The 19,449-nt window shown below is 66.6% G+C and carries 20 protein-coding genes; 15 read left to right on the forward strand and 5 right to left on the reverse strand.

Annotated elements, in window-relative coordinates; all coding sequences use genetic code 11:
• Positions 1-3 precede the first annotated feature (3 nt).
• From BHK69_RS09630 to BHK69_RS09660, 7 genes are read left to right on the forward strand one after another with little or no spacing between them, the layout of a single operon-like run.
• Entirely contained in the window at positions 4-648 is a 645-nt protein-coding gene (locus BHK69_RS09630) for a DsbA family oxidoreductase (protein ID WP_069689907.1), read from the forward strand.
• A gap of 8 nt (positions 649-656) precedes the next feature.
• Positions 657-1,241, forward strand: coding sequence for a histidine phosphatase family protein (locus tag BHK69_RS09635; protein WP_069689908.1), 585 nt, complete (start codon positions 657-659; stop codon positions 1,239-1,241).
• Positions 1,238-1,945, forward strand: a complete 708-nt coding sequence (gene pyrF / locus BHK69_RS09640) for an orotidine-5'-phosphate decarboxylase (RefSeq protein WP_069689909.1) — start codon at positions 1,238-1,240, stop codon at positions 1,943-1,945. Before BHK69_RS09635 ends, pyrF begins: the two co-directional genes overlap by 4 nt.
• A 42-nt stretch (positions 1,946-1,987) precedes the next feature.
• On the forward strand, positions 1,988-2,275 hold the full coding sequence (locus BHK69_RS09645) for a DUF1330 domain-containing protein (protein WP_069689910.1): 288 nt from the start codon (positions 1,988-1,990) through the stop codon (positions 2,273-2,275).
• A gap of 4 nt (positions 2,276-2,279) precedes the next feature.
• Positions 2,280-2,588: a DUF1330 domain-containing protein gene (locus BHK69_RS09650; protein WP_069689911.1), complete on the forward strand. Its 309-nt coding sequence runs from the start codon at positions 2,280-2,282 to the stop codon at positions 2,586-2,588.
• 40 nt (positions 2,589-2,628) lie between these two features.
• The gene (locus BHK69_RS09655; RefSeq protein WP_069689912.1) at positions 2,629-3,744 is read left to right on the forward strand and encodes an anhydro-N-acetylmuramic acid kinase; all 1,116 of its coding nucleotides are present in this window, start codon (positions 2,629-2,631) and stop codon (positions 3,742-3,744) included.
• Between the two features lie 23 nt (positions 3,745-3,767).
• On the forward strand, positions 3,768-4,160 hold the full coding sequence (locus BHK69_RS09660; protein WP_069689913.1) for a VOC family protein: 393 nt from the start codon (positions 3,768-3,770) through the stop codon (positions 4,158-4,160).
• A gap of 166 nt (positions 4,161-4,326) precedes the next feature.
• On the opposite strand, the gene BHK69_RS09665 is transcribed toward BHK69_RS09660, so the two are convergent.
• Together BHK69_RS09665 and BHK69_RS09670 are read right to left on the reverse strand one after the other, a co-directional pair.
• Entirely contained in the window at positions 4,327-5,094 is a 768-nt protein-coding gene (locus BHK69_RS09665; protein ID WP_069689914.1) for a short-chain dehydrogenase/reductase, read from the reverse strand.
• A 31-nt stretch (positions 5,095-5,125) separates the two neighbouring features.
• On the reverse strand, positions 5,126-5,908 hold the full coding sequence (locus BHK69_RS09670; protein ID WP_069689915.1) for an enoyl-CoA hydratase: 783 nt from the start codon (positions 5,906-5,908) through the stop codon (positions 5,126-5,128).
• A gap of 155 nt (positions 5,909-6,063) precedes the next feature.
• Between BHK69_RS09670 and BHK69_RS09675 the strand changes: the two genes are divergently transcribed.
• On the forward strand, positions 6,064-6,972 hold the full coding sequence (locus BHK69_RS09675) for an aldose 1-epimerase family protein (protein ID WP_069693520.1): 909 nt from the start codon (positions 6,064-6,066) through the stop codon (positions 6,970-6,972).
• A gap of 127 nt (positions 6,973-7,099) precedes the next feature.
• Here BHK69_RS09675 and BHK69_RS09680 read toward each other — a convergent pair whose 3' ends face one another.
• Together BHK69_RS09680 and BHK69_RS09685 are read right to left on the reverse strand one after the other, a co-directional pair.
• On the reverse strand, positions 7,100-10,054 hold the full coding sequence (locus BHK69_RS09680; protein WP_069689916.1) for a caspase family protein: 2,955 nt from the start codon (positions 10,052-10,054) through the stop codon (positions 7,100-7,102).
• A 168-nt stretch (positions 10,055-10,222) separates the two neighbouring features.
• On the reverse strand, positions 10,223-11,554 hold the full coding sequence (locus BHK69_RS09685) for an MFS transporter (RefSeq protein ID WP_069689917.1): 1,332 nt from the start codon (positions 11,552-11,554) through the stop codon (positions 10,223-10,225).
• A gap of 183 nt (positions 11,555-11,737) precedes the next feature.
• On the opposite strand from BHK69_RS09685, the gene cyoA reads away from it, so the two are divergent.
• The 7 genes from cyoA (at position 11,738) to BHK69_RS09720 (ending at position 18,579) form a co-directional block, all read left to right on the forward strand.
• Positions 11,738-12,907, forward strand: coding sequence for a ubiquinol oxidase subunit II (gene cyoA / locus BHK69_RS09690; RefSeq protein WP_069689918.1), 1,170 nt, complete (start codon positions 11,738-11,740; stop codon positions 12,905-12,907).
• A gap of 41 nt (positions 12,908-12,948) precedes the next feature.
• Positions 12,949-14,928, forward strand: coding sequence for a cytochrome o ubiquinol oxidase subunit I (cyoB, locus tag BHK69_RS09695; RefSeq protein ID WP_425285564.1), 1,980 nt, complete (start codon positions 12,949-12,951; stop codon positions 14,926-14,928).
• Positions 14,929-14,931: 3 nt separating this feature from the next.
• Positions 14,932-15,564 carry a cytochrome o ubiquinol oxidase subunit III gene (gene cyoC, locus BHK69_RS09700; protein ID WP_069689920.1) on the forward strand — a complete coding sequence of 211 codons (633 nt, stop codon included), beginning with the start codon at positions 14,932-14,934 and terminating at the stop codon, positions 15,562-15,564.
• On the forward strand, positions 15,561-15,935 hold the full coding sequence (gene cyoD, locus BHK69_RS09705; protein ID WP_069689921.1) for a cytochrome o ubiquinol oxidase subunit IV: 375 nt from the start codon (positions 15,561-15,563) through the stop codon (positions 15,933-15,935). Before cyoC ends, cyoD begins: the two co-directional genes overlap by 4 nt.
• A gap of 101 nt (positions 15,936-16,036) precedes the next feature.
• Positions 16,037-16,780 carry an SURF1 family protein gene (locus BHK69_RS09710; RefSeq protein WP_069689922.1) on the forward strand — a complete coding sequence of 248 codons (744 nt, stop codon included), beginning with the start codon at positions 16,037-16,039 and terminating at the stop codon, positions 16,778-16,780.
• A gap of 40 nt (positions 16,781-16,820) precedes the next feature.
• Complete coding sequence (locus BHK69_RS09715) at positions 16,821-18,056, forward strand: ATP-binding protein (RefSeq protein WP_244548451.1); 1,236 nt, start codon at positions 16,821-16,823, stop codon at positions 18,054-18,056.
• The gene (locus BHK69_RS09720; protein ID WP_069689924.1) at positions 18,046-18,579 is read left to right on the forward strand and encodes a response regulator transcription factor; all 534 of its coding nucleotides are present in this window, start codon (positions 18,046-18,048) and stop codon (positions 18,577-18,579) included. The genes BHK69_RS09715 and BHK69_RS09720 overlap by 11 nt, the downstream gene beginning before the upstream one ends.
• 65 nt (positions 18,580-18,644) lie before the next feature.
• On the opposite strand, the gene iolB is transcribed toward BHK69_RS09720, so the two are convergent.
• On the reverse strand, positions 18,645-19,445 hold the full coding sequence (gene iolB / locus BHK69_RS09725; RefSeq protein WP_069689925.1) for a 5-deoxy-glucuronate isomerase: 801 nt from the start codon (positions 19,443-19,445) through the stop codon (positions 18,645-18,647).
• Positions 19,446-19,449 lie beyond the last annotated feature (4 nt).

Below are 19,449 nucleotides of genomic sequence, written 5' to 3' on the forward strand. Positions count from 1 at the left end.
GCCATGCAAGAGAAGATGCCCATCGCGATCGTCTCGGACGTCGTTTGCCCCTGGTGCTTCGTCGGCAAGGCGCGGCTGGAAAAAGCGCTCGATGCGCATGGCTTGACCGACCGCGTCGCCATCACCTGGCTGCCCTATGAGCTGAACCCGGACATGCCGGCGGAAGGGATGGACCGTACGGCCTATCTCGACGCCAAATTCGGCCCCGGCAAGCGCAAGGAGATCGAGGTCAGGCTCTCGGAGGCGGCGCTCGAAAGCGGCATCACCTTCAACTGGGCCAAGGTCACCAGGAGCGTGAACACGCGCATGGCGCATATGTTGATCGCCGCCGCCTCGACCGTGCAGCGTGGCAGCGACATGACGGCGGCGCTGTTCAAGGCCTATTTCCAGGAGGGCCGCGACATCGGCAATCTGGAGACGCTGGTCGAGATCGCAGTCGAGCAGGGTTTTGACGAACAGGCGGCCCGCGACGAGCTCACCAATGACGAATTGCGCGAGACCATCATCGGCTTGGAGGCTCATGCCCAGAAGGTCGGCGTCACCGGCGTGCCCTTCTTCATCATCGACGGCAAGCTCGCGGTTTCCGGCGCGCAGACCGCCGATGTCTGGGCGCAGGTGTTCCAGCAGGTGATGCGCGACGCGGCTTGAGCCCGAGCATGGCGATCGCGCGCTATCTGAGCCATCCGCAGGTCCAGATCGACCCTGCGGTCCCTGTGCCCGATTGGGGCTTGTCGCCGCTTGGCCTGGCGCGAACACAAGCCTTCGCGGGCGCGTCGCTGCTCCATGCCACGCGCCGGATCGTCTCGTCCGGCGAACGCAAGGCGATCGAGACTGCGCAATGCATTGCCTCCGTGCTCGGCATTGCCGTCGAAATTCGTCACGCCATGCATGAGAACGACCGCTCGGCGACCGGCTATCTGCCGCCGCCGGAGTTCGAGGCGATGGCCGATGCGTTCTTCGCCTCGCCGTCGCTCAGCATTCGCGGCTGGGAGCGTGCGGTCGACGCGCAGGCGCGGATCCTGCGCGAGGTCGAGGCCGTGCTGGCCGAACCGGGTGAGGGTGATATCCTGTTCGTCGGGCATGGCGGCGTCGGCACATTGTTGCTCTGCCATCTCGGGGCGGAGCCGATAGCGCGCAAACGGGATCAACCTGGCGGAGGCGGCAATCTTTTCGCATTCGACGCCGCGACACGAATCGTGCACCACGCGTGGCGCGCGATGGAGGAGGTGGCTGGCCAATGACGCAGAAGATCAACGACCTTCGTGACCGCATGATCGTCGCGCTCGACGTGCCGACGATCTGGGACGCTTATCGCATCGTCTCGCAGCTCGGCGACGAGGCGAGCTTCTACAAGATCGGTTACGCGCTCGCCTTCGCCGGCGGCCTGCAGCTTACCCAGCAATTGGTGGCCGAGGGCAAGAAGGTCTTTCTCGACCTGAAGCTGCACGACATCGGCAATACGGTCACGGAAGGCGTGCAGTCGCTGAGCAATCTCGGCGTCGACTTCCTCACCGTGCATGCCTATCCGCAGACCATGCGCGGCGCGGTCGAGGGACGGGCGGAGGCGGCGCTGAAGCTTCTCGCGGTCACGGCCTTGACCTCCTATGACGATGGCGATCTGCGCGACGCCGGCTATGGGCTCGCCGTGCGCGATCTCGTGCGGATGCGCGCCGAGCAGGCCCGCACCACCGGCATCGACGGCATCGTCTGCTCCGCGGCCGAGACCGAGATCGTGCGCGACGTCGTCGGCGCCGACATGCTGATCGTGACGCCGGGGATCCGCCCCGCCGGGAGCGCCGCAGGCGACCAGAAGCGGACGCTGACGCCGGGCGAGGCGATCCGCGCCGGTGTCGACCACCTTGTCATCGGGCGTCCCATTATCCGCGCGGCAGACCCGCGTGGAGCGGCCGCCGCGATCATGGACGAGATCGCCGCGGCCTCATAAGCTCGCGCGCTCCAACCGAACCACGCAGAGACGGATACGGAAATGCCCAAGGGATATGTCGTGGCGCGCGCCAAGGTTACCGACGCCACCAAATGGGCGGCCTATGCCGCCAAGGCCTCGGACGCGATGAAGATCTATGGCGGCACGCCGATCGTGCGCGGCGGCCAGATGACGGTGGCCGAGGGCGAGGGCCGGGCCCGCAACATCGTCATCGAATTCGCCGATTTCGCCTCGGCCAAGTCCTATGTCGGCTCGCCGGAATATGCCGAGGCGCGCAAGCTGCGCGAGGGCGCCGGCGAACTCGACATCGTCGTCGTCGAGGGGGTCTGAAGCCATGGCGAAGGGCTATTGGATCGCGCGTGTCGATGTCGAGAACACGGCCGCCTATGACAGCTACCGCGCGCTGAACGCGATCGCCTTCGCCAAATACGGCGCGAAGTTCCTGGTGCGCGGCGGCGACTACAAGCTCGCCCGCGGCGAGGGCCGCAAGCACAATGTCGTCCTCGAGTTCAAGGACGAGGCGACGGCACGTGCCTGCTACGATTCGCCGGAATACCAGGAGGCGGTGAAGTACCTCGCCCAGGCCGGCAAATCCGACCTCGTCATCATCGGCGGCTATGACGGCGCCCAGCCGGGGGATTGAGGCGTTTGATTCTGGGATGACGCCGCGTTCGTGACCGAGGATGGCGAACATAGTGACGCTGCACGACAAGACCACGCTCACCGCCATCGGCGTCATCAGCGGCACCTCGATGGATGGCATCGACGTGTCGATCGTCAGCAGCGACGGCCAGGATACGCCGCGCTTCGGCGCCGGCGCCTCCTACCCCTATCGCGACAGCACACGGCGTGAACTGCAGGCACTGGTCGCTGAGGCCGAGCGCGCGCTGACCGAACCGCTTGTCGAGCTCGAGGCGGCGGTGACCGCCGACCATCTCGCGGCGGTCGAGCGTTTCATCGCCGAGCAGAAGCTCGATCCAGCCGCGATCGATCTCGTCGGCCTGCATGGCCAGACCGTCTATCACCGGCCCGAACAGCGCTTCACCCGCCAGCTCATCGATGGGCCGGCGGTAGCGCAGGCGCTCGGCATCGCCACCGTCGATCGCTTCCGCCATGCCGATGTCGCGGCGGGCGGCGAGGGGGCGCCCTTCGCGCCGCTCTACCACCGGGCATTGGCGCAGGCGCTGGAGCAGCCGGTCATGGTCTTGAATCTCGGCGGCGTCGGCAACGTCACCTATATCGACGGCGAGACCGTGATCGCCTTCGACACCGGCCCGGCAAGCGCGATCCTCGATGATTTCGTGCTGCGCCGGCAGGGCCGCACTTATGATGCCGACGGTGCGCTCTCAGCGAGCGGGCAGGTGCGGCAGGAGCTGGTCGCGGGCTTCATGCAGAACTCCTATTTCGACCGTCCCGCGCCGAAATCGCTCGATCGCAACGATTTTCACCGCCGCGCCCAGGTCGTCGAGGCCTTGCCGGATGCCGATGGCGCCGCCACGCTCGCCGCCTTCACAATCGAGAGCGTCGTCGCCTCGCTGCGCCATGTGCCTGATGTGCCCAAGCGCTGGCTCGTCACCGGCGGCGGACGGCTGAACCGGCATTTCATGGCGCAGCTCGCGAGCCGCCTCGGCGTTCCCGTCGAGCCGGTCGAGGCGGCAGGCTGGGACGGCGATGCGCTGGAAGCCCAGACCTTCGCCTATCTTGCGATCCGCTCGGTCAAGGGGCTGCCGCTCAGCCTGCCCGGCACGACCGGCGTGCCGCAGCCGATGACAGGCGGGCGGCTGAACCGCGTCGGCTGACCGCAGGATCAAGGAGCATCGCAATGAGCCTGGGTGGGATAGGCAACCTCGATTACACCGTGATCTTATGCAGCAGGATGGCGGAAACGCGCGCGTTCTACCGCGATATCATGCAGTTTCCGATCGAGGTCGATCTTGAGAACTGGGTCAGCTTTCGCGTAGGCGCCGCGCTGCTCGCCCTGCGGCCGCGCGGCGTGTGGAGCGTCTGCGACGACGGCAAGGCGCTGCCGGGATCGGCGGCGGTTCAGCTCGCCTTTCGCGTGGCGCCTCCTGCGGTCGATGCCTGCCATGCGGAACTGGTCGCCAAGGGCGTGCCGATCCTGAGGGAGCCGACCGATCTGCCCAATTGGCGTCACCGCACGCTGTTCTTTCGCGATCCCGAGGACACCATCATCGAGATTTACGCCGAGTATTGAGCCGCGAGACGGGCTTTGATGGCGCCCTCTTTGCCGTCATTGCGAGCACCCGGGTCTTGCCTTCGGCAAGCCCGAGTACAGGCTCCGCGAAGCAATCCAGAAGGCTCGCTCGACGTCCCCCTGGATTGCTTCGTCGCTAGCGCTCCTCGCAATGACGGGGAGGGCGTCACGCCCGAAACGCCCCGCCGCCATCGACATCGAGCACGGTGCCGCTGACATAACCGCAGGCCGGTGAGGCCAGGAAGGCGGCGGCGTTGGCGATCTCCTCGGGCTCAATCAACCGGTCCAATGGCAGGTTCGTCAGCATCTCCTCCCAGCGTGCTTCGTCGCCGAGCGATGTCGCAGCGCGGTTCTTGCTGAGCGAAATGATGCGGTCGGTGCGGGTCTGCGAGGGGTTGATGCCGAAGACGCGCACGCCCCAATCGACGGATTTTCCGCCAACCGCGCTGGTGAAGGCCATCAAGGCGGCATTGCCGGTGCCGCCACAGACATAGTCGTAGCGCGGGCTACGCCCGGCCCCGCCGATGATGTTGACGATGATGCCGGCCTTCCGCTCCTTCATCCCCGCCAGATAGAGCTTGGTCAGATGGATATAGCCCATCACCTTCAGCGCCCAGGCCTGCTCCCAGCTTTCCATGGAAAGATCGAGCAGCCCGCCGCCGGGGATCGCGCCGGCATTGTTCACCAGGATGTCGATATCGGGGTAGTTGGCCGCAACGCGTTCGCGCTCGGCTGCGACCGAGAGATCGGCGGCGCAGCTCGCGACCCGGTTGGCCTCGCCCAGGGCCGCCGTCGTGGCCGCAAGGCGCTCAGTGTCGCGCGCGACGAGGACGACGGAGCAACCCTCGGCCAGGAAGGTTTTTGCGCAGGCCGCGCCGATGCCTTTCGAGCCGCCGGTGATCAGGACGCGGCGGCCGGTCAGTTTCAGATCCATGCGAGTAGTCCTTGTTGCGATGACGCGGGTTCTATTCCCCGGTGAAGGCCGGTTCGCGCTTCTCCTTGAAGGCGCGCTGGCCCTCGCGATAATCGGCGCTGCTGAAGCAGGCGGCGATGGAGGCCTCGACTCCGGCGATGTCCCGCTCGCTCTCGGGGCGGGTGAGCTCGCTCAGCGCATGTTTGAGGGCGCGCAAGGTCAGCGGCGCATTGCCGGCGATCCGCGCGAGGTAGTCGCAGGCCTCCTGCTCGAAGCTTTCTGCGCCCCAGAGCGCGGTGACGACGCCCAGGCGCAGCGCCTCCTCGCCAGCGATGATGCGGGCGCTGAGCAGCAGGTCGGAGGCAGGGCCGAAGCCGAGCTTGGCCACCAGCATGCGCACGCCCTCATAGGCATAGCCGAGGCCGAGCCGCGCGGCGGGAATGCGGAAGCGCGAATCGGCCCGCGCCAACCTGAGATCACAGCTCATCGCCAGGCCGAAGCCGCCGCCGAAGCAGATCCCGCGAATGAGCGCGATCGTCGGCTTGGCGGCATGGACCAGCGCGGCGCAGCCTTGCAGATAGGCTTCGTCATAGGCCCGGGTTTCGGCGGCGCTGTCGCGCTTCTCGCCGAATTGCGAGATATCGGCGCCGGCGCAGAAGGCGCGCCCACCTTCGCCTGCGACGACGATGGCGCGCACCTCGCGGTCGGCCTCCGCGCGGGCGACCAGGCCCGGCAGGCTCGCCCACATCTCATAGCTCATCGCGTTCATCTTCTGGGGCTGGTCGAGCACCAGCCGAGCCATGCCGTTCTCCGTCTCGTAGCGAACCGTGCCCATCTCTCCCCGCAAAGCTCCATGTCTCCGATCGCAAGGCATATGCGCCGCCATGCGATGCCGGCGGCAGAGTAGCCGAGTTCTTCCGGGATGGCTTAGGAATGCTGCTTGCGCGCGCACCAGATGAGCGCTCGTCCGACGGGAACCGGGAGATCAGCATGCAACCCTCGCAAGCCAGCCACAGCATTGGCGACGCGATGCTGTCGGCAATCATCAAGCCGGACGGCGCCGAATTGATCAGTCTGCGGGGTACGAAGGAAGGCGAGCTCCTCTGGCAGGCCGGGCCGCAATGGCCGCGCCACTCTCCGGTGCTGTTCCCGATCGTCGGGCGGTTGGCGGAGAGCAGGCTGCGGCATCAGGGGCACAACTACACCATGACCCAGCACGGCTTTGCACGTGACAGCCTGTTCGATTGGGTCGAGCAGAGCGAGGCGCGGGCGGTGCTGCGCCTGACCGAGAATGCGCAGACGCAAGCCATCTATCCATTCCGCTTCATCCTCGAACTGACCTACGCCATCGCTGACGGCGCGCTGAGCGTGACGACGCGCGTGACCAATCCGGGCGATGTCGTGCTGCCCTGCAGCGTCGGCGCGCATCCCGCCTTCAACTGGCCGCTGATGCCCGGCGTTCCCAAGGAGCGCCATGTCTTGGAGTTCGAGGTCCTGGAGTTTGATGCGCCGGAGGAGGCAAGCGCCGTCCTGCTGACCGACGGATTGCTCGATGCGCGGGCGCCATTGCCTCTGCAGGGCCGTGTCCTGCCATTGTCGTCGGAGTTGTTCGCCAGGGACGCGCTGATCCTGCCTTCACTCGCCAGCCGCTCCGTCCGCTTCATCGCAAGGGACGAGGCCGGGCGCACGGCGCGAGCTATCAAGGTCTCGTGGGAAGGCTATCGCGATCTCGGCATCTGGTCGAAGCCCGATGGCGCGCCCTTCCTCTGCATCGAGCCCTGGTTCGGCATGGCGAGCCCGCTCGGCTGGGATGGCGAGTTCACGGAGAAGCCCGGTATCCTGCTGCTGGCGCCCGGCGAAAGCCGGGCAATGAGCTGGAGCATCAAGGTCGAGGCGTGAGGCCGGAGCGCCCTCCGACGTCTCGCTATTATTGTTTTAACGCGTTTTCTCCGCGCAAACGCTTCGCGTTTGTCGCGGGGGAACCGGTGTCCACTTCGCTCGAAAACGCTCTAAGCCCGCGACCTGATCAGTGGCAGACCGGCTCGCCGGGATGTCCGCAGTTCGGCCGCTTCTGCTGCGCCGGGTGTGGACGAGCGGCTTGCTGAGCCGCCTGCCGGGCGCGTTGCTGGACGGCCTGTTGTTGGGCTTGAGCCGCTTGCTGCTGCCGCTGCTGGGCGGCTTGTTGGGCGTGCTGCTGAGCCGCGGCCTGGGCGGCCTGTTGTTGCCGCTGTTGCTGCGCTGCTTGCTGGGCGCGTTGCTGCGCCGCGGCCTGAGCCGCCTGCTGCTGGCGTTGCTGTTGAGCGGCGTGCTGGGCGCGCTGTTGAGCCGCGGCCTGGGCCGCTTGCTGCTGTCGCTGTTGTTGAGAGGCTTGCTGGGCACGTTGCTGTGCGGCGGCTTGAGCCGCCTGCTGCTGCTGAGCAGCTTGTTGGGCGCGTTGCTGGTCGGCCTGTTGTTGACGCCGAGCTGCGGCATCGTTCGTCACAGCCTGAGGAGGCAAGGCGGGCGGTGGCGAGGGGCGGGCGATGGTGGCGGGGGCGGCCGGCTGTGTCGCTTGTCCAGCCGGGTGGGGTGCCTGCGAACCCGCCTGGGCGGGCGCGGCAGTGCTGGGAACCGGCTGGGCTCCGCGAGCTGGGGCGGCTGGCGTCTGCGCCACGCCCGGAGTCTGCGGCTGCGCGTTGCGGCTGGCGGTGGCAGGCGCATTCGGCGTGGGCAGAGGCCGCGCTCCCGGAGCGGCAGGCGGGACCGGCTGCGGGTTAGCCTGTGCAGGAGCAGCGGCATTGGGCGCCGGCTGGGCGCCGCGCCCCGGGACCGCCGGCGTCTGCGCTACGCCCGGGGTCTGTGGCGCTGCGTTGTGGCCGGCGGCGGGAGGCGCATTCGGTGTGGGTAGTGGCGGCGCACCCGGAGCGGCCGGCGGTACAGTCTGCGGGTTGGCCTGTGCAGGAGCAGCGGCGTTGGGCGCCGGCTGAGCGCCGCGCGCCGGGGCGGTCGGTGTCTGCGCCACGCCCGGGGTCTGCGGCGGCGTGTTGCGGCCAGCGGCGGGAGGCGCGTTGGGAGTGGGCGGTGGTTGCGCACCCGGAGCGGCTGGCAGTGCCGGCGCTTGGCCGGGGCGCTGCGGCTGCGGATGGGCGCCGGGAAGCGGCTGAGCTTGCGGCTGCAAATTGGCGGCCGGGGCCGGGGCTGCCTGGGCAGGTGCCGCCTGAGCGGGCGCAGCCTGAGCGGGCGTCAGGGGGCGAGCGCCGGGCCAGGCGTTGTTGATGGGCGCAGCCGGGTTTGGCGCGGCCGCCTGGGGTGCCGCGACCGGCGGCTGGCCCGGGGCGTTGACGGGCCTTGGAGCGTCAGAAGGTCTTGCCCGCTGTCCTGCCGCGTGCAGTGCCGCTGCAGTCGGCAATGCGACGGCCGCGGCGGCTATCGCGGCGCTCGCGACCGGATGCGCCTGGATCAAATTGGATGGGCCGTTGCCGGGCGGCGGCGTCGGTGCGGCCGGCTGCGGCGGCAATAGGTTGGCGGGGATGGGCGCAACTTGCTGGCCGGCCGGATTGGTGACGATCGCCGTCTGATTGGCCTGGTTGATCACCACCGTGTTGTGGATGTTGACATTGACGACATTGAGCGGCGGCGGAGCGACATAGGCTGGACGCTCGATCCAGGCCGGAACCGGGTGATAGACCGGAATCGGCAGCACGAAGGCGACGGCAGGCGGCGCGGGCGGTGGCAGGTCGACGAAATAGGCCGGCCGCGGCGGCAGGAAGAACACCGGCACCGGCGGCGGGGGCGGCAGATCGTAGATCGGGTCCGCAAAATAGACGGCCGGGCGCTCGACATAGACGACCTCCTCCGGCGGGGGCGGCGGCACGTCATAGGCGAGCATGGCGAAGGAGGCCGGCGGCTCCAGCACGGCCGCGAAATGGGTGAGGCGGCGGCGCGCATCATAGGCATGGGGGCCGCTCGGATAGCGCCGCAGATAGGACCAATAGGCATCGGGCGTGTCGGCGAAGGCGCTTTCGCGCCAGGTCGCGGCCTCGCGGCGCGCGGCGACGATGGCGCGCACGCGCTTGGCGAGCGGGTCGCTGGAATAGGCGGCGAGGAAATCGAGATAGCCGCGCATCGTGTCGCGCGCCAAAGCCGCGAGATAAGCCTCGCCGGCGTCGAAATCGCGGATCGGCCTGGAGCGCAATTCGGAGAAGCGGCTGGCCTGCGCTTGCGGGGCGGCCTGGCTGCGTTCGAAGAACAGGAACGGTGCCTGCACGCGCGAGACCTGCCAGGGCAGTTCGGCGCCATGCGTCAGGGCGTCGACGCGCAGGCGGACGCGCTCGAACAGGTCGTCGAGCGGCAGACCGCCCTCCTTGATCATCTCGGAAAGGGCGGTCGCATAGGCGCCGTAGGGCCCCTTGTTGTCGGGGCCGATCGTGCCTGGCGCGGCGTTGAAGGCGAGCAATGTGCCGGGGTCCGGCTGCATCAGGGCCAGGCCGCCGGCGAGGGGCTGCCCGGATCTAGCGAAGCCATTGGCATAGGCGGCGTCGAGCACGACGATGCGCGCCTTCAAGGGCAAGGCCGCCAAGGGCTTGGTGAGGTCGCTCAGCCGAACCGCCTCGAGCGGCACATCGGCGTCGCGCGCGATCCGCGCATCGACCGGGACGAGATAGTTCTCGCCCTCGAATTGCAGGCCGTTGCCGGCGAAATAGACCAGCGCGACGGTGTCGGGCCCGGAGGCACCAGCCTTGTCCAAGAATTCGCGCAGCGAGGAGCGCAGCGTCGCGGTGTCAAGGTCACGCGCCCCGACGACATCGAAGCCGGCGGCTTGCAAGGTCTGTGCGATCAGGCCGGCATCATTGGCCGGTGTTGCCTGCGGGCTCGCCTGATAGGCGCCGTTGCCGATGACCAGCGCGATCCGCTTTTCGAACTGCTGGGCCTGGCTGGGACTGAAACCTACGGCGACGCAGAGCGCGACGACCACCAGTCGCAGGAGATGGAATCCAGGCATTGCGCCCTCCCGGCAAGGACAAGTCAGAGCACTGCAATGTCGAAGCAGCGCCATGAACCGGGATTGAATGAAGTGCGGCCAAATCCAGGCGAATATAGGGAAGGTTTTGGAACCGGAATCGGTTCATCGTAAGCGAAGACGGCCGGCTCTGCCGAGTTGCCGACTGCGTCAGACTTGAGGAGCCTCGGGCTTGCGTCTTTCCCATCTCTGGTTGAGGCGTAGCGCGACCAAGGTGCAGGCCGCGCCCGAGAGCAGATAGGCGCCCGCGGAAATCAAACCGAACTGGGTCGAGAGCAAGAGGGCTGCGAGCGGAGCGAAGCCCGCGCCGAAGAGCCAGGCGAGATCCGAGGTCAGCGCCGAGCCGGTATAGCGAAAGCCTGGGGAGAAGCTCGAGGCGACGGCGCCCGAGGACTGGCCGAAGGAGAGGCCGAGCAGCACGAAGCCGACGATCATGAAGACCGTCTCGCCGACCACGCCGCCGTCGAGCAATTGCGGCGCGAACCCGCTGAAGACGGCTATCGCCACCGCGCAGCCGCCGAGCAGGGAACGCCGCCCGATCCTGTCCGCGATCAGGCCCGAGGCGACGATCGCCGCGATGCCGAAGACGGCGCCGACGGCTTCGATGATCAGGAAGCGCGCCGGCCCCTCCTGCGTGAACAGGAAGACCCAGGACAGCGGAAAGACCGTGACCATGTGGAACATGGCAAAGCTCGCCAGCGGCGCGAAGGCGCCGATCAACACGCTGCCGCCCTGGCTGCGCAGCGTGTCACGGATACGCGCGGGGTGGAGATCGCGGTTCTCGAACAGCTTTTGGTAGTCCGGCGTGGTGACCATGCGCAGCCGGGCGAAGAGGGCCACGACATTGATCGCGAAGGCGACGAAGAACGGGTAGCGCCAGCCCCAGCTGAAGAAATCCTCGGCCGAGAGATTGCCGACGAAGAAGGCGAAGAGCACGCTCGCCACGATCAGCCCGAGCGGCGCGCCGAGCTGCGGGATCATCGCATACCAGCCGCGATATTTGCCGGGGGCGTTGAGGGCCAGCAGCGAGGCCAGCCCGTCCCAGGTACCGCCGAGCGCGATGCCCTGGCCGATGCGCGCGAGCGCCAGAAGCCAGATCGAGGCCGCGCCGATCTGCCCGTAGCCCGGCAGGAAGGCGATGGCCACGGTCGAAGTGCCGAGCAGGAACAGCGCGATCGTCAGCTTGGCGCTTTTGCCATAGGCGCGGTCGACAGCCATGAAGATGACGGTGCCGAGCGGGCGCGCCACGAAGGCCAGGGCGAAGATGGCGAAGGAATACAGCGTGCCGGTCAGGGGATCGAGATAGGGGAAGACGAGCTTGGGAAACACGATCACCGATGCGATCGCGTAGACGAAGAAATCGAAGAACTCGGAGGTCCGGCCGATGACGACGCCGATCGCGATCTCGCCCGGATTGATCTCGCCGTGGCGCGCGTTGACGATCCTGGCGTCGCGTTCCGCTGTCGTTGGTGTCGTTGACATGTGCGCCCGAGCTCGCATCGTTTGGCGATCCGCCGGCCCGTAGCCTGACGGCAGTCCGCTTTTCACTCATGCCCTTCTGACCGATGACAGGCTAGGCGGGGATTGGGCAAATTGTCCAATGTTCGGCTTGATGCTCAGCCGCTAGCGCTCATCCCCACAGATTAATGCTGACAGGTTGGTGCCGTGAGCCGTTTCCGGATCATCGCCGTACTGCCGCTGCTCGCGCTATTGGGCGGCTGCAATTTCGTCGTGCTCGCTCCGGCGGGGGATGTGGCTGCGCAGCAGCGCGACCTCGTCGTCATCTCGACCATCCTGATGCTGCTGATCATCATACCGGTGATGGCGCTCACGGTGTTCTTCGCCTGGCGCTATCGGCACTCCAACAAGGAGGCGCGCTACGAGCCCGACTGGGACCACTCGACCGGGCTCGAACTGGTGATCTGGTCGGCGCCGCTGCTGATCATCATCTGCCTGGGCGCGCTGACCTGGATGGGCACCCATCTGCTCGATCCCTATCGCCAGCTCGGGCGCATCGCGGCCGGCCGCCCGGTCCCGCAGACGGCCAAGCCGCTCGAGGTGAACGTCGTCGCGCTCGACTGGAAATGGCTGTTCATCTACCCGGAATACGGGGTCGCGACCGTCAACGAGCTCGCAGCCCCGGTCGACCGGCCGATCAGCTTCCGCATCACCTCCTCCTCGGTGATGAACTCCTTCTACGTTCCCGCACTCGCAGGCCAGATCTATGCGATGGCCGGCATGCAGACGCGGCTCCACGGGGTGATCAACCGGCCGGGGCGCTATCAGGGCTTCTCGGCCAATTATAGCGGCGCCGGCTTCTCCGGCATGCGCTTCGCGTTCCACGGGCTGACTGATGCCGATTTCGACGGCTGGATCGCGCAGGCGAAGGCGGCGGGAGCGACGCTCGATCGCGCCAGTTATCTGCAGCTGGAGCGGCCGAGCGAGAACGATCCGGTGCGCCGCTATACGAACGTCGATCCGAAGCTCTTCAACGCCATCCTCAACATGTGCGTCGAGCCCGGCAAGATGTGCATGAACGAGATGGCCGCCGTCGACGCCAAGGGCGGGCTCGGCCTGGCCGGCATCGCCAATACGCTACCGCTCTCCTACGACAAATATGCCCGCCGAGGCGCGGTCTTCGGCGCAGATCCGAGCTATGTGCTCAGCGTCTGCACCACCGAGGAGGCCGAGGCGATGCAGGCACGGGCGCCTGCGATGTCGGCTGCGCCCAGGGCGAGCGCGATCCGCGGCGCTGGCCTGCCCCTGCCCAATCTCTCGCTCCGTCGCCTGGACTCGCTGCTGCTTTCCAGCCCGGGCCACCCATCCAATTCCTGAAGCGAGATAGTCCGGTGCCTGACGTTTCCGCTCTCCTCAAGATGATCTTCGGCCGGTTGACGCTGGAGTCGTTCCCGCTGCACGAGCCGATCCTGCTCGTGACCTTCGCCGCGGTCGTGCTCGGCGGCATCGTCGTCGTCGGCGCGCTGACTTACTTTCGCGTCTGGGGCTATCTCTGGCGCGAATGGTTCACCAGCGTGGACCATAAGAAGATCGGCATCATGTACATGGTGCTGGGTCTCGTCATGCTGCTGCGCGGCTTCGCCGACGCGATCATGATGCGCCTGCAGCAGGCCATGGCCTTCAACGGCTCGGAAGGCTATCTCACCGCGCATCACTACGATCAGGTCTTCACCGCCCATGGCGTGATCATGATCTTCTTCGTGGCGATGCCGATGGTCACCGGGCTGATGAACTTCGTCGTGCCGCTGCAGATCGGCGCGCGCGACGTCTCCTTCCCCTTCCTCAACAATTTCAGCTTCTGGATGACGACGGCCGGCGCCGTCCTCGTCATGATGTCGCTCTTCGTCGGCGAGTTCGCGCGCACCGGCTGGCTCGCCTACCCGCCGCTCTCGGGCATCGGCTACAGCCCCGATGTCGGGGTCGATTATTACATCTGGGCGCTGCAGGTCGCCGGCATCGGCACGCTGCTGTCGGGCATCAACCTCGTCTGCACCATCGTGAAGATGCGGGCCCCGGGCATGACGATGATGAAGATGCCCGTCTTCACCTGGACGTCGCTATGCACCAACGTCCTGATCGTCGCGGCCTTCCCGGTGCTGACGGCGGTCCTCGCGCTGCTCTCGCTCGATCGCTATGTCGGCACCAACTTCTTCACGAACGACTTCGGCGGCAGCCCGATGATGTACGTGAACCTGATCTGGATCTGGGGCCATCCGGAGGTCTACATCCTGATCCTGCCGGCCTTCGGCATCTTCTCCGAGGTGACCTCGACCTTCTCGGGCAAGCGCCTCTTCGGCTACACCTCGATGGTCTACGCCACCGTCGTCATCACCATCCTGTCCTATCTGGTCTGGCTGCACCATTTCTTCACGATGGGCTCCGGCGCGAGCGTGAATTCCTTCTTCGGGATCACGACGATGATCATCTCGATCCCGACGGGCGCCAAGATCTTCAACTGGCTGTTCACGATGTATCGCGGCCGCATCCGCTTCGAACTGCCGATGATGTGGACGCTCGCCTTCATGCTGACCTTCACGGTCGGCGGCATGACGGGCGTGCTGCTGGCGGTGCCCCCGGCCGACTTCGTGCTGCACAACAGCCTGTTCCTGGTCGCCCATTTCCACAATGTCATCATCGGCGGTGTGCTGTTCGGGCTCTTCGCCGGCATCGTCTACTGGTGGCCCAAGGCCTTCGGCTTCAAGCTCGATCCGTTCTGGGGCAAGCTCTCCTTCTGGTTCTGGGTGGTGGGCTTCTGGTTCGCCTTCATGCCGCTCTACATCCTGGGCCTGATGGGGGTGACGCGCCGGATGCGCGTCTTCGACGACCCGTCCCTGCAGATCTGGTTCATCATCGCGGGTTTCGGCGCCTTCCTGATCCTGCTCGGCATCGTCGCTTTCCTCGTGCAGATCGGCGTCAGCATCCTCAGGCGGGACAAGCTGCGCGAGACGACCGGCGACCCCTGGGACGGCAGGACGCTGGAATGGGCGACCGCTTCGCCGCCGCCGGCCTATAATTTCGCTTTTACGCCGATCATCCACGACAATGACGCCTGGTCGGACATGAAGCGCCGCGGCTACCAGCGCCCGCTCGACGGCTACAGGGCGATCCATATGCCGAGCAACACGCCGACCGGGATCATCCTTGCCGGCCTGAGCATGGCCGTCGCCTTCGGCCTGATCTGGTACATGTGGTGGCTGGCCGCGCTCGGCTTCGTGGCGCTGCTCGTCGTGACGATCGCCCACACCTTCAACTACCACCGCGATTTCCACATCCCTGTCGAGGAGGTGGTGCGCACGGAAGCGGAGCGTACCCGCCTCCTGGCCGGCGCGGGAGCCTGAGCCATGACGACAGCCGATATCTCTGTGCGGGAAGACGCCGAGACCGTCTTCTATCTGAAGGACGAGCACGACCACCCGGAAGGCTCGAGCACCGCGCTCGGCTTCTGGATCTATCTGATGAGCGACTGCCTCATCTTCGCGGTGCTGTTTGCGATCTATGGGGTGCTCGGCGCCAACTATGCCGCGGGGCCCTCGCCCAAGGACCTGTTCGATCTGCCGCTGGTCGCGCTGAACACGACGATGCTGCTGCTCTCATCGATCACCTATGGCTTCGCCATGCTGACCATGGAGAAGGGCCGCGTCGCGGCGACCCAGGCCTGGCTGGCGGTTACCGGCCTGTTCGGCCTCGCCTTCCTCAGCATCGAGCTCTACGAGTTCCACCACCTGATCGAGATCGGCGCGACGCCGCAGCGCAGCGCCTTCCTGTCGGCCTTCTTCACCCTCGTCGGCACCCACGGCCTGCACGTGACCTTCGGCACGATCTGGCTGGTGACGCTGATGGTGCAGGTCGCCAAGCACGGGCTGATCGCGGCCAACCGCCGTCGCCTGATGTGCCTGAGCATGTTCTGGCACTTCCTCGACGTCGTCTGGATCGGCGTCTTCACCTTCGTCTATCTCACGGGAATGCTGCGATGAGCTCCGAAGCGCATGGCGATCACGGCGGTCATGGCGATCAGGTCGAGGCGCATGGTTCGTTTCGCGGCTATCTGACCGGCTTCCTGCTCTCGGTCGTGCTGACCGCGATCCCGTTCTGGCTGGTCATGAACAACGTCCTGGACAACAAGCAGGCGACGGCGCTTGTGATCATGGCCTTCGCCGTGGTCCAGATCGTCGTGCATATGGTCTTCTTCCTGCACATGAACGGCCGCTCGGAAGGGGGCTGGACGATGCTGGCGCTGATCTTCACGATCATCCTCGTGGTCATCGCGCTCACCGGTTCGCTCTGGGTGATGTACCACCTCAACACCAACATGATGCCCGGCCACGACATGAGCCAGATGCCGTGACACGCACGGCCAGGCGGCAGGGAGTGCCTGCTACGCTGGACGAGCGCGCGCGTGACGACGGCGATGGGGCGGCGAGCGGGCGGGGCCGCAGGCCGCGTTCGATGGGCCTGCTCGTCTGTCTCGGCATTGTCGCCCTCATCGGCGTCACAGGCTTCCTGGCGCTCGGCATCTGGCAGGTTCAGCGCCTTGGCTGGAAGCAGGCGCTGATCGCCCGCGTCGAGAGCCGCATCCATGCGGCGCCGGTGCCCGCTCCCGGCTCGGCGGGCTGGACGACGATCGCCGACGACGAATACCGGCGCGTGCAGATGAGCGGGCTTTTCCAGCAGGGTCGCGCAACCTTCGTGCAGGCGGTGACGGAGCGCGGCGGCGGCTATTGGCTGATGACGCCGCTGCGCACCGATGCGGGTTTCACGGTGCTGGTCAATCGCGGCTTCGTCACGCCGGAGCAGCGCAGTCAACTGAGCGGGCCGGCCTCCGTGTCGAATGGCCAGATTCCAATCGCGCAGGTCACGGTCACGGGCCTCCTGCGCCTGAGCGAACCCGGAGGCGGCTTCCTGCGCCACAACGATCCCGCCGTTGATCGCTGGTATTCACGCGATGTCGCCGCGATCGCCGCAGCGCGCGAGCTCGGCGTTGGCGAGGTCGCGCCCTATTTCATCGACGCCGATGCGAAGCAGGGTCCGGCGGGCTTTCCCGTCGGCGGGCTGACAGTGCTGCGCTTTGCGAATAGTCATCTCGTTTACGCGCTGACCTGGTTCGCGCTGGCGCTCATGCTCGCCGCGGCGGCGGCCTTCGTCATTCGCGGCGAGTATCGGCTGCGGCGCGCAGTGGAGAACGAGCATTAGCGTTCAGGACACCACAAGCCGGAAGAACCTGCTGCTACTCGTGCAGCTGCGCTGGTTCGCCGTCGGCGGCCAGGTGCTGACCATGCTGGTCGTGCAGTTCTGGCTCGGCATCGCCTTGCCGGTGCCGCAGATGGCCGGCGTCATCCTGTTCCTGGTCGGTCTCAACGTCGTCAGCCTGCTGCGCCATCGGCAGAACACCGAGATCAATCACAGCGAACTCGTCGCCGAACTGATGCTCGACGTCACCGCGCTGACGATCCAGCTCTATCTCAGCGGCGGCGCGAGCAACCCTTTCATCTCGCTCTATCTCCTGCAGATCGCGCTCGGCGCCGTGCTGCTCGAGGTCTGGGCGGCCAGGCTCCTGGTCGTCGTCGCCAGCGGCTGCTTCATCGGGCTGATCTTCTCCTATCGGCCGCTCGTGCTGCCGCCGGAACTGGCCGGCGAGCTCCTGACGCTGCACATTCAGGGCATGTTCGTCTGCTTCGTGCTGGCGGCGAGCCTGCTCGTCTTCTTCATCGCGCGGATCAACCGGAACCTGCGCATCCGGGATTTTCACCTCGCCGATCTGCGCCAGCGTGCGGCGGAGGAAGACCATATCGTCAGGATGGGCCTGCTGGCCTCGGGCGCCGCCCATGAACTCGGCACGCCGCTGGCGACGCTCTCGGTCATCCTGAACGACTGGCAGCGCATGCCCGTCTTCAGGAGCGATCCCGATCTCGTCCAGGAGATCGGCGAGATGCAGAGCCAGATCGACCGCTGCAAATCGATCGTCACCGGCATCCTGATGTCCTCCGGCGAAGCGCGCGGCGAGGGGCCGGTCAAGACCACGGTCAATGGTTTCGTTGATGGCCTGGTCGCGGAGTGGCGCTCGCATCGCTCGCCCATCGCGCTCGACTATGACAACCGCTTCAGCCCCGATGACAGCATCGTCTCCGACCCGGCCCTGAAGCAGGTCATCTTCAACGTCTTCGACAATGCGCTCGAGGCCTCGCCGCATTGGGTCGGGGTCACCATCGGCCGGCGCGGCGACGAACTCCTCATCGCGGTGGATGATGCCGGGCCGGGCTTCGACCCGACGATCCTCGCCGAACTCGGCCAGCCCTATCGCTCGACCAAGCAGCGCCCCGGCAGCGGGCTGGGGCTCTTTCTCGTCGTCAATGTGCTGCGCAAGCTCGGCGGCACGGTGACGGCGCGCAACCGCATCGGCCGTGGCGCCCATGTCATGCTCGCGCTGCCGCTGGCGAGCCTCTCTCCGGGAGCTGTCGATGCAGCCTGAACGCACGCTCCTGATCGTCGAGGACGACCCCTCCTTCGCGCGTGCCTTGCGCCGCTCCTTCGAGCGTCGCGGCTACATGGTCTTATCCTGCGACGGCGTTGCCGGCCTGCAGGACCTGCTGGCGACCGCGTCCCCGGGCTATGCCGTCGTCGACCTCAAGCTCGTCGGCGGCTCCGGCCTGGAATGCATCAAGCTGCTGCATGGGCACGATCCGCTGATGAAGATCGTGGTGCTGACCGGCTTTGCCAGCATCGCCACGGCGGTCGAGGCGATCAAGCTCGGCGCCTGCCACTACCTGGCGAAGCCGTCCAATGGCGACGATATCGAGGCGGCCTTCGAGAAATCGACCGGCAATGCGGAGGTGCCGCTCTCGCAGCGGCCGACCTCGCTGAAGAACCTCGAATGGGAGCGCATTCACGAAACCCTGGTCGAGACGGATTTCAACATCTCCGAAACCGCTCGGCGGCTGGGAATGCATCGCCGGACGCTGGCGCGGAAGCTCGAAAAGCGCAGGGTTAACTGAGGGCTTCGCGGCGAAACCTCTTCCCTTCACTGCCCTTCTTCTTCCGCGGGGCCTGGTCGCCTCGCTCAGCTTTCCAGCATCCATTCATGGGCGGGGTCGTTGGCGAATTTCCAGACCCGCTTCGGCCCTGCCATGACGTTGAGATAATACAGCTCGTAGCCATGCGGCGCGGCGACCGGATGGTAGCCCCTGGGCACGAGCACGACATCGCCATCCTCGGCCGCGAGCGTCTCGTCGAGCGAACGGTCGTCGGTGTAGACGCGCTGGAGAGCGAAACCCTGTGGTGGCGAGAGGCGGTGGTAATAGGTCTCCTCCAGCAGCGATTCCCGTGGCAGCGCGTCCCGGTCGTGCTTGTGCGGCGGGTAGCTCGACCAAGAGCCCGAGGGCGTGATCACCTCGACCACGAGCAGGCTTTCGGCAGGCTCGGTCTCCGGCAGGATGTTGCGGACATGGCGGGTGTTCGTGCCCTGGCCGCGTGTCAGGCAGCCGACATCCCTGGGCGCGATGACGCGTGGTTTGAGACCCGGCTTGCCGGGGGCTGAGCAGACCGCCACGTCGCAGCCGCCTTCAGCCGTGACGCTCCAGGACGTTCCAGCCGGCACATAAAGCGACCAGGGGTCGGGTTCGAAGGGGGAATTGCGGCCGCCGATCGTGCCGAACTCCGTGCCGCCCGCGCTGGCCGCGACCTTGCCCGCGAGCAGGACGATGCAGGCCTCGCGATCGCCGGTCTCCTTCGACAGGCTCTGGCCGTCAGCGAGCTTGTAGACTTCGAAGCCGACATGGTCCCAGCCGGCCGATGCCGGCGTGACGTTGTGGATGCGGCCCTCGGTATCGGGGGCGGCGGGTTTGACGAGCAGTTTCGACATGATG

The sequence above is a fragment of the Bosea vaviloviae genome, assembly GCF_001741865.1.
GTDB classification, from domain to species: Bacteria; Pseudomonadota; Alphaproteobacteria; order Rhizobiales; family Beijerinckiaceae; genus Allobosea; species Allobosea vaviloviae.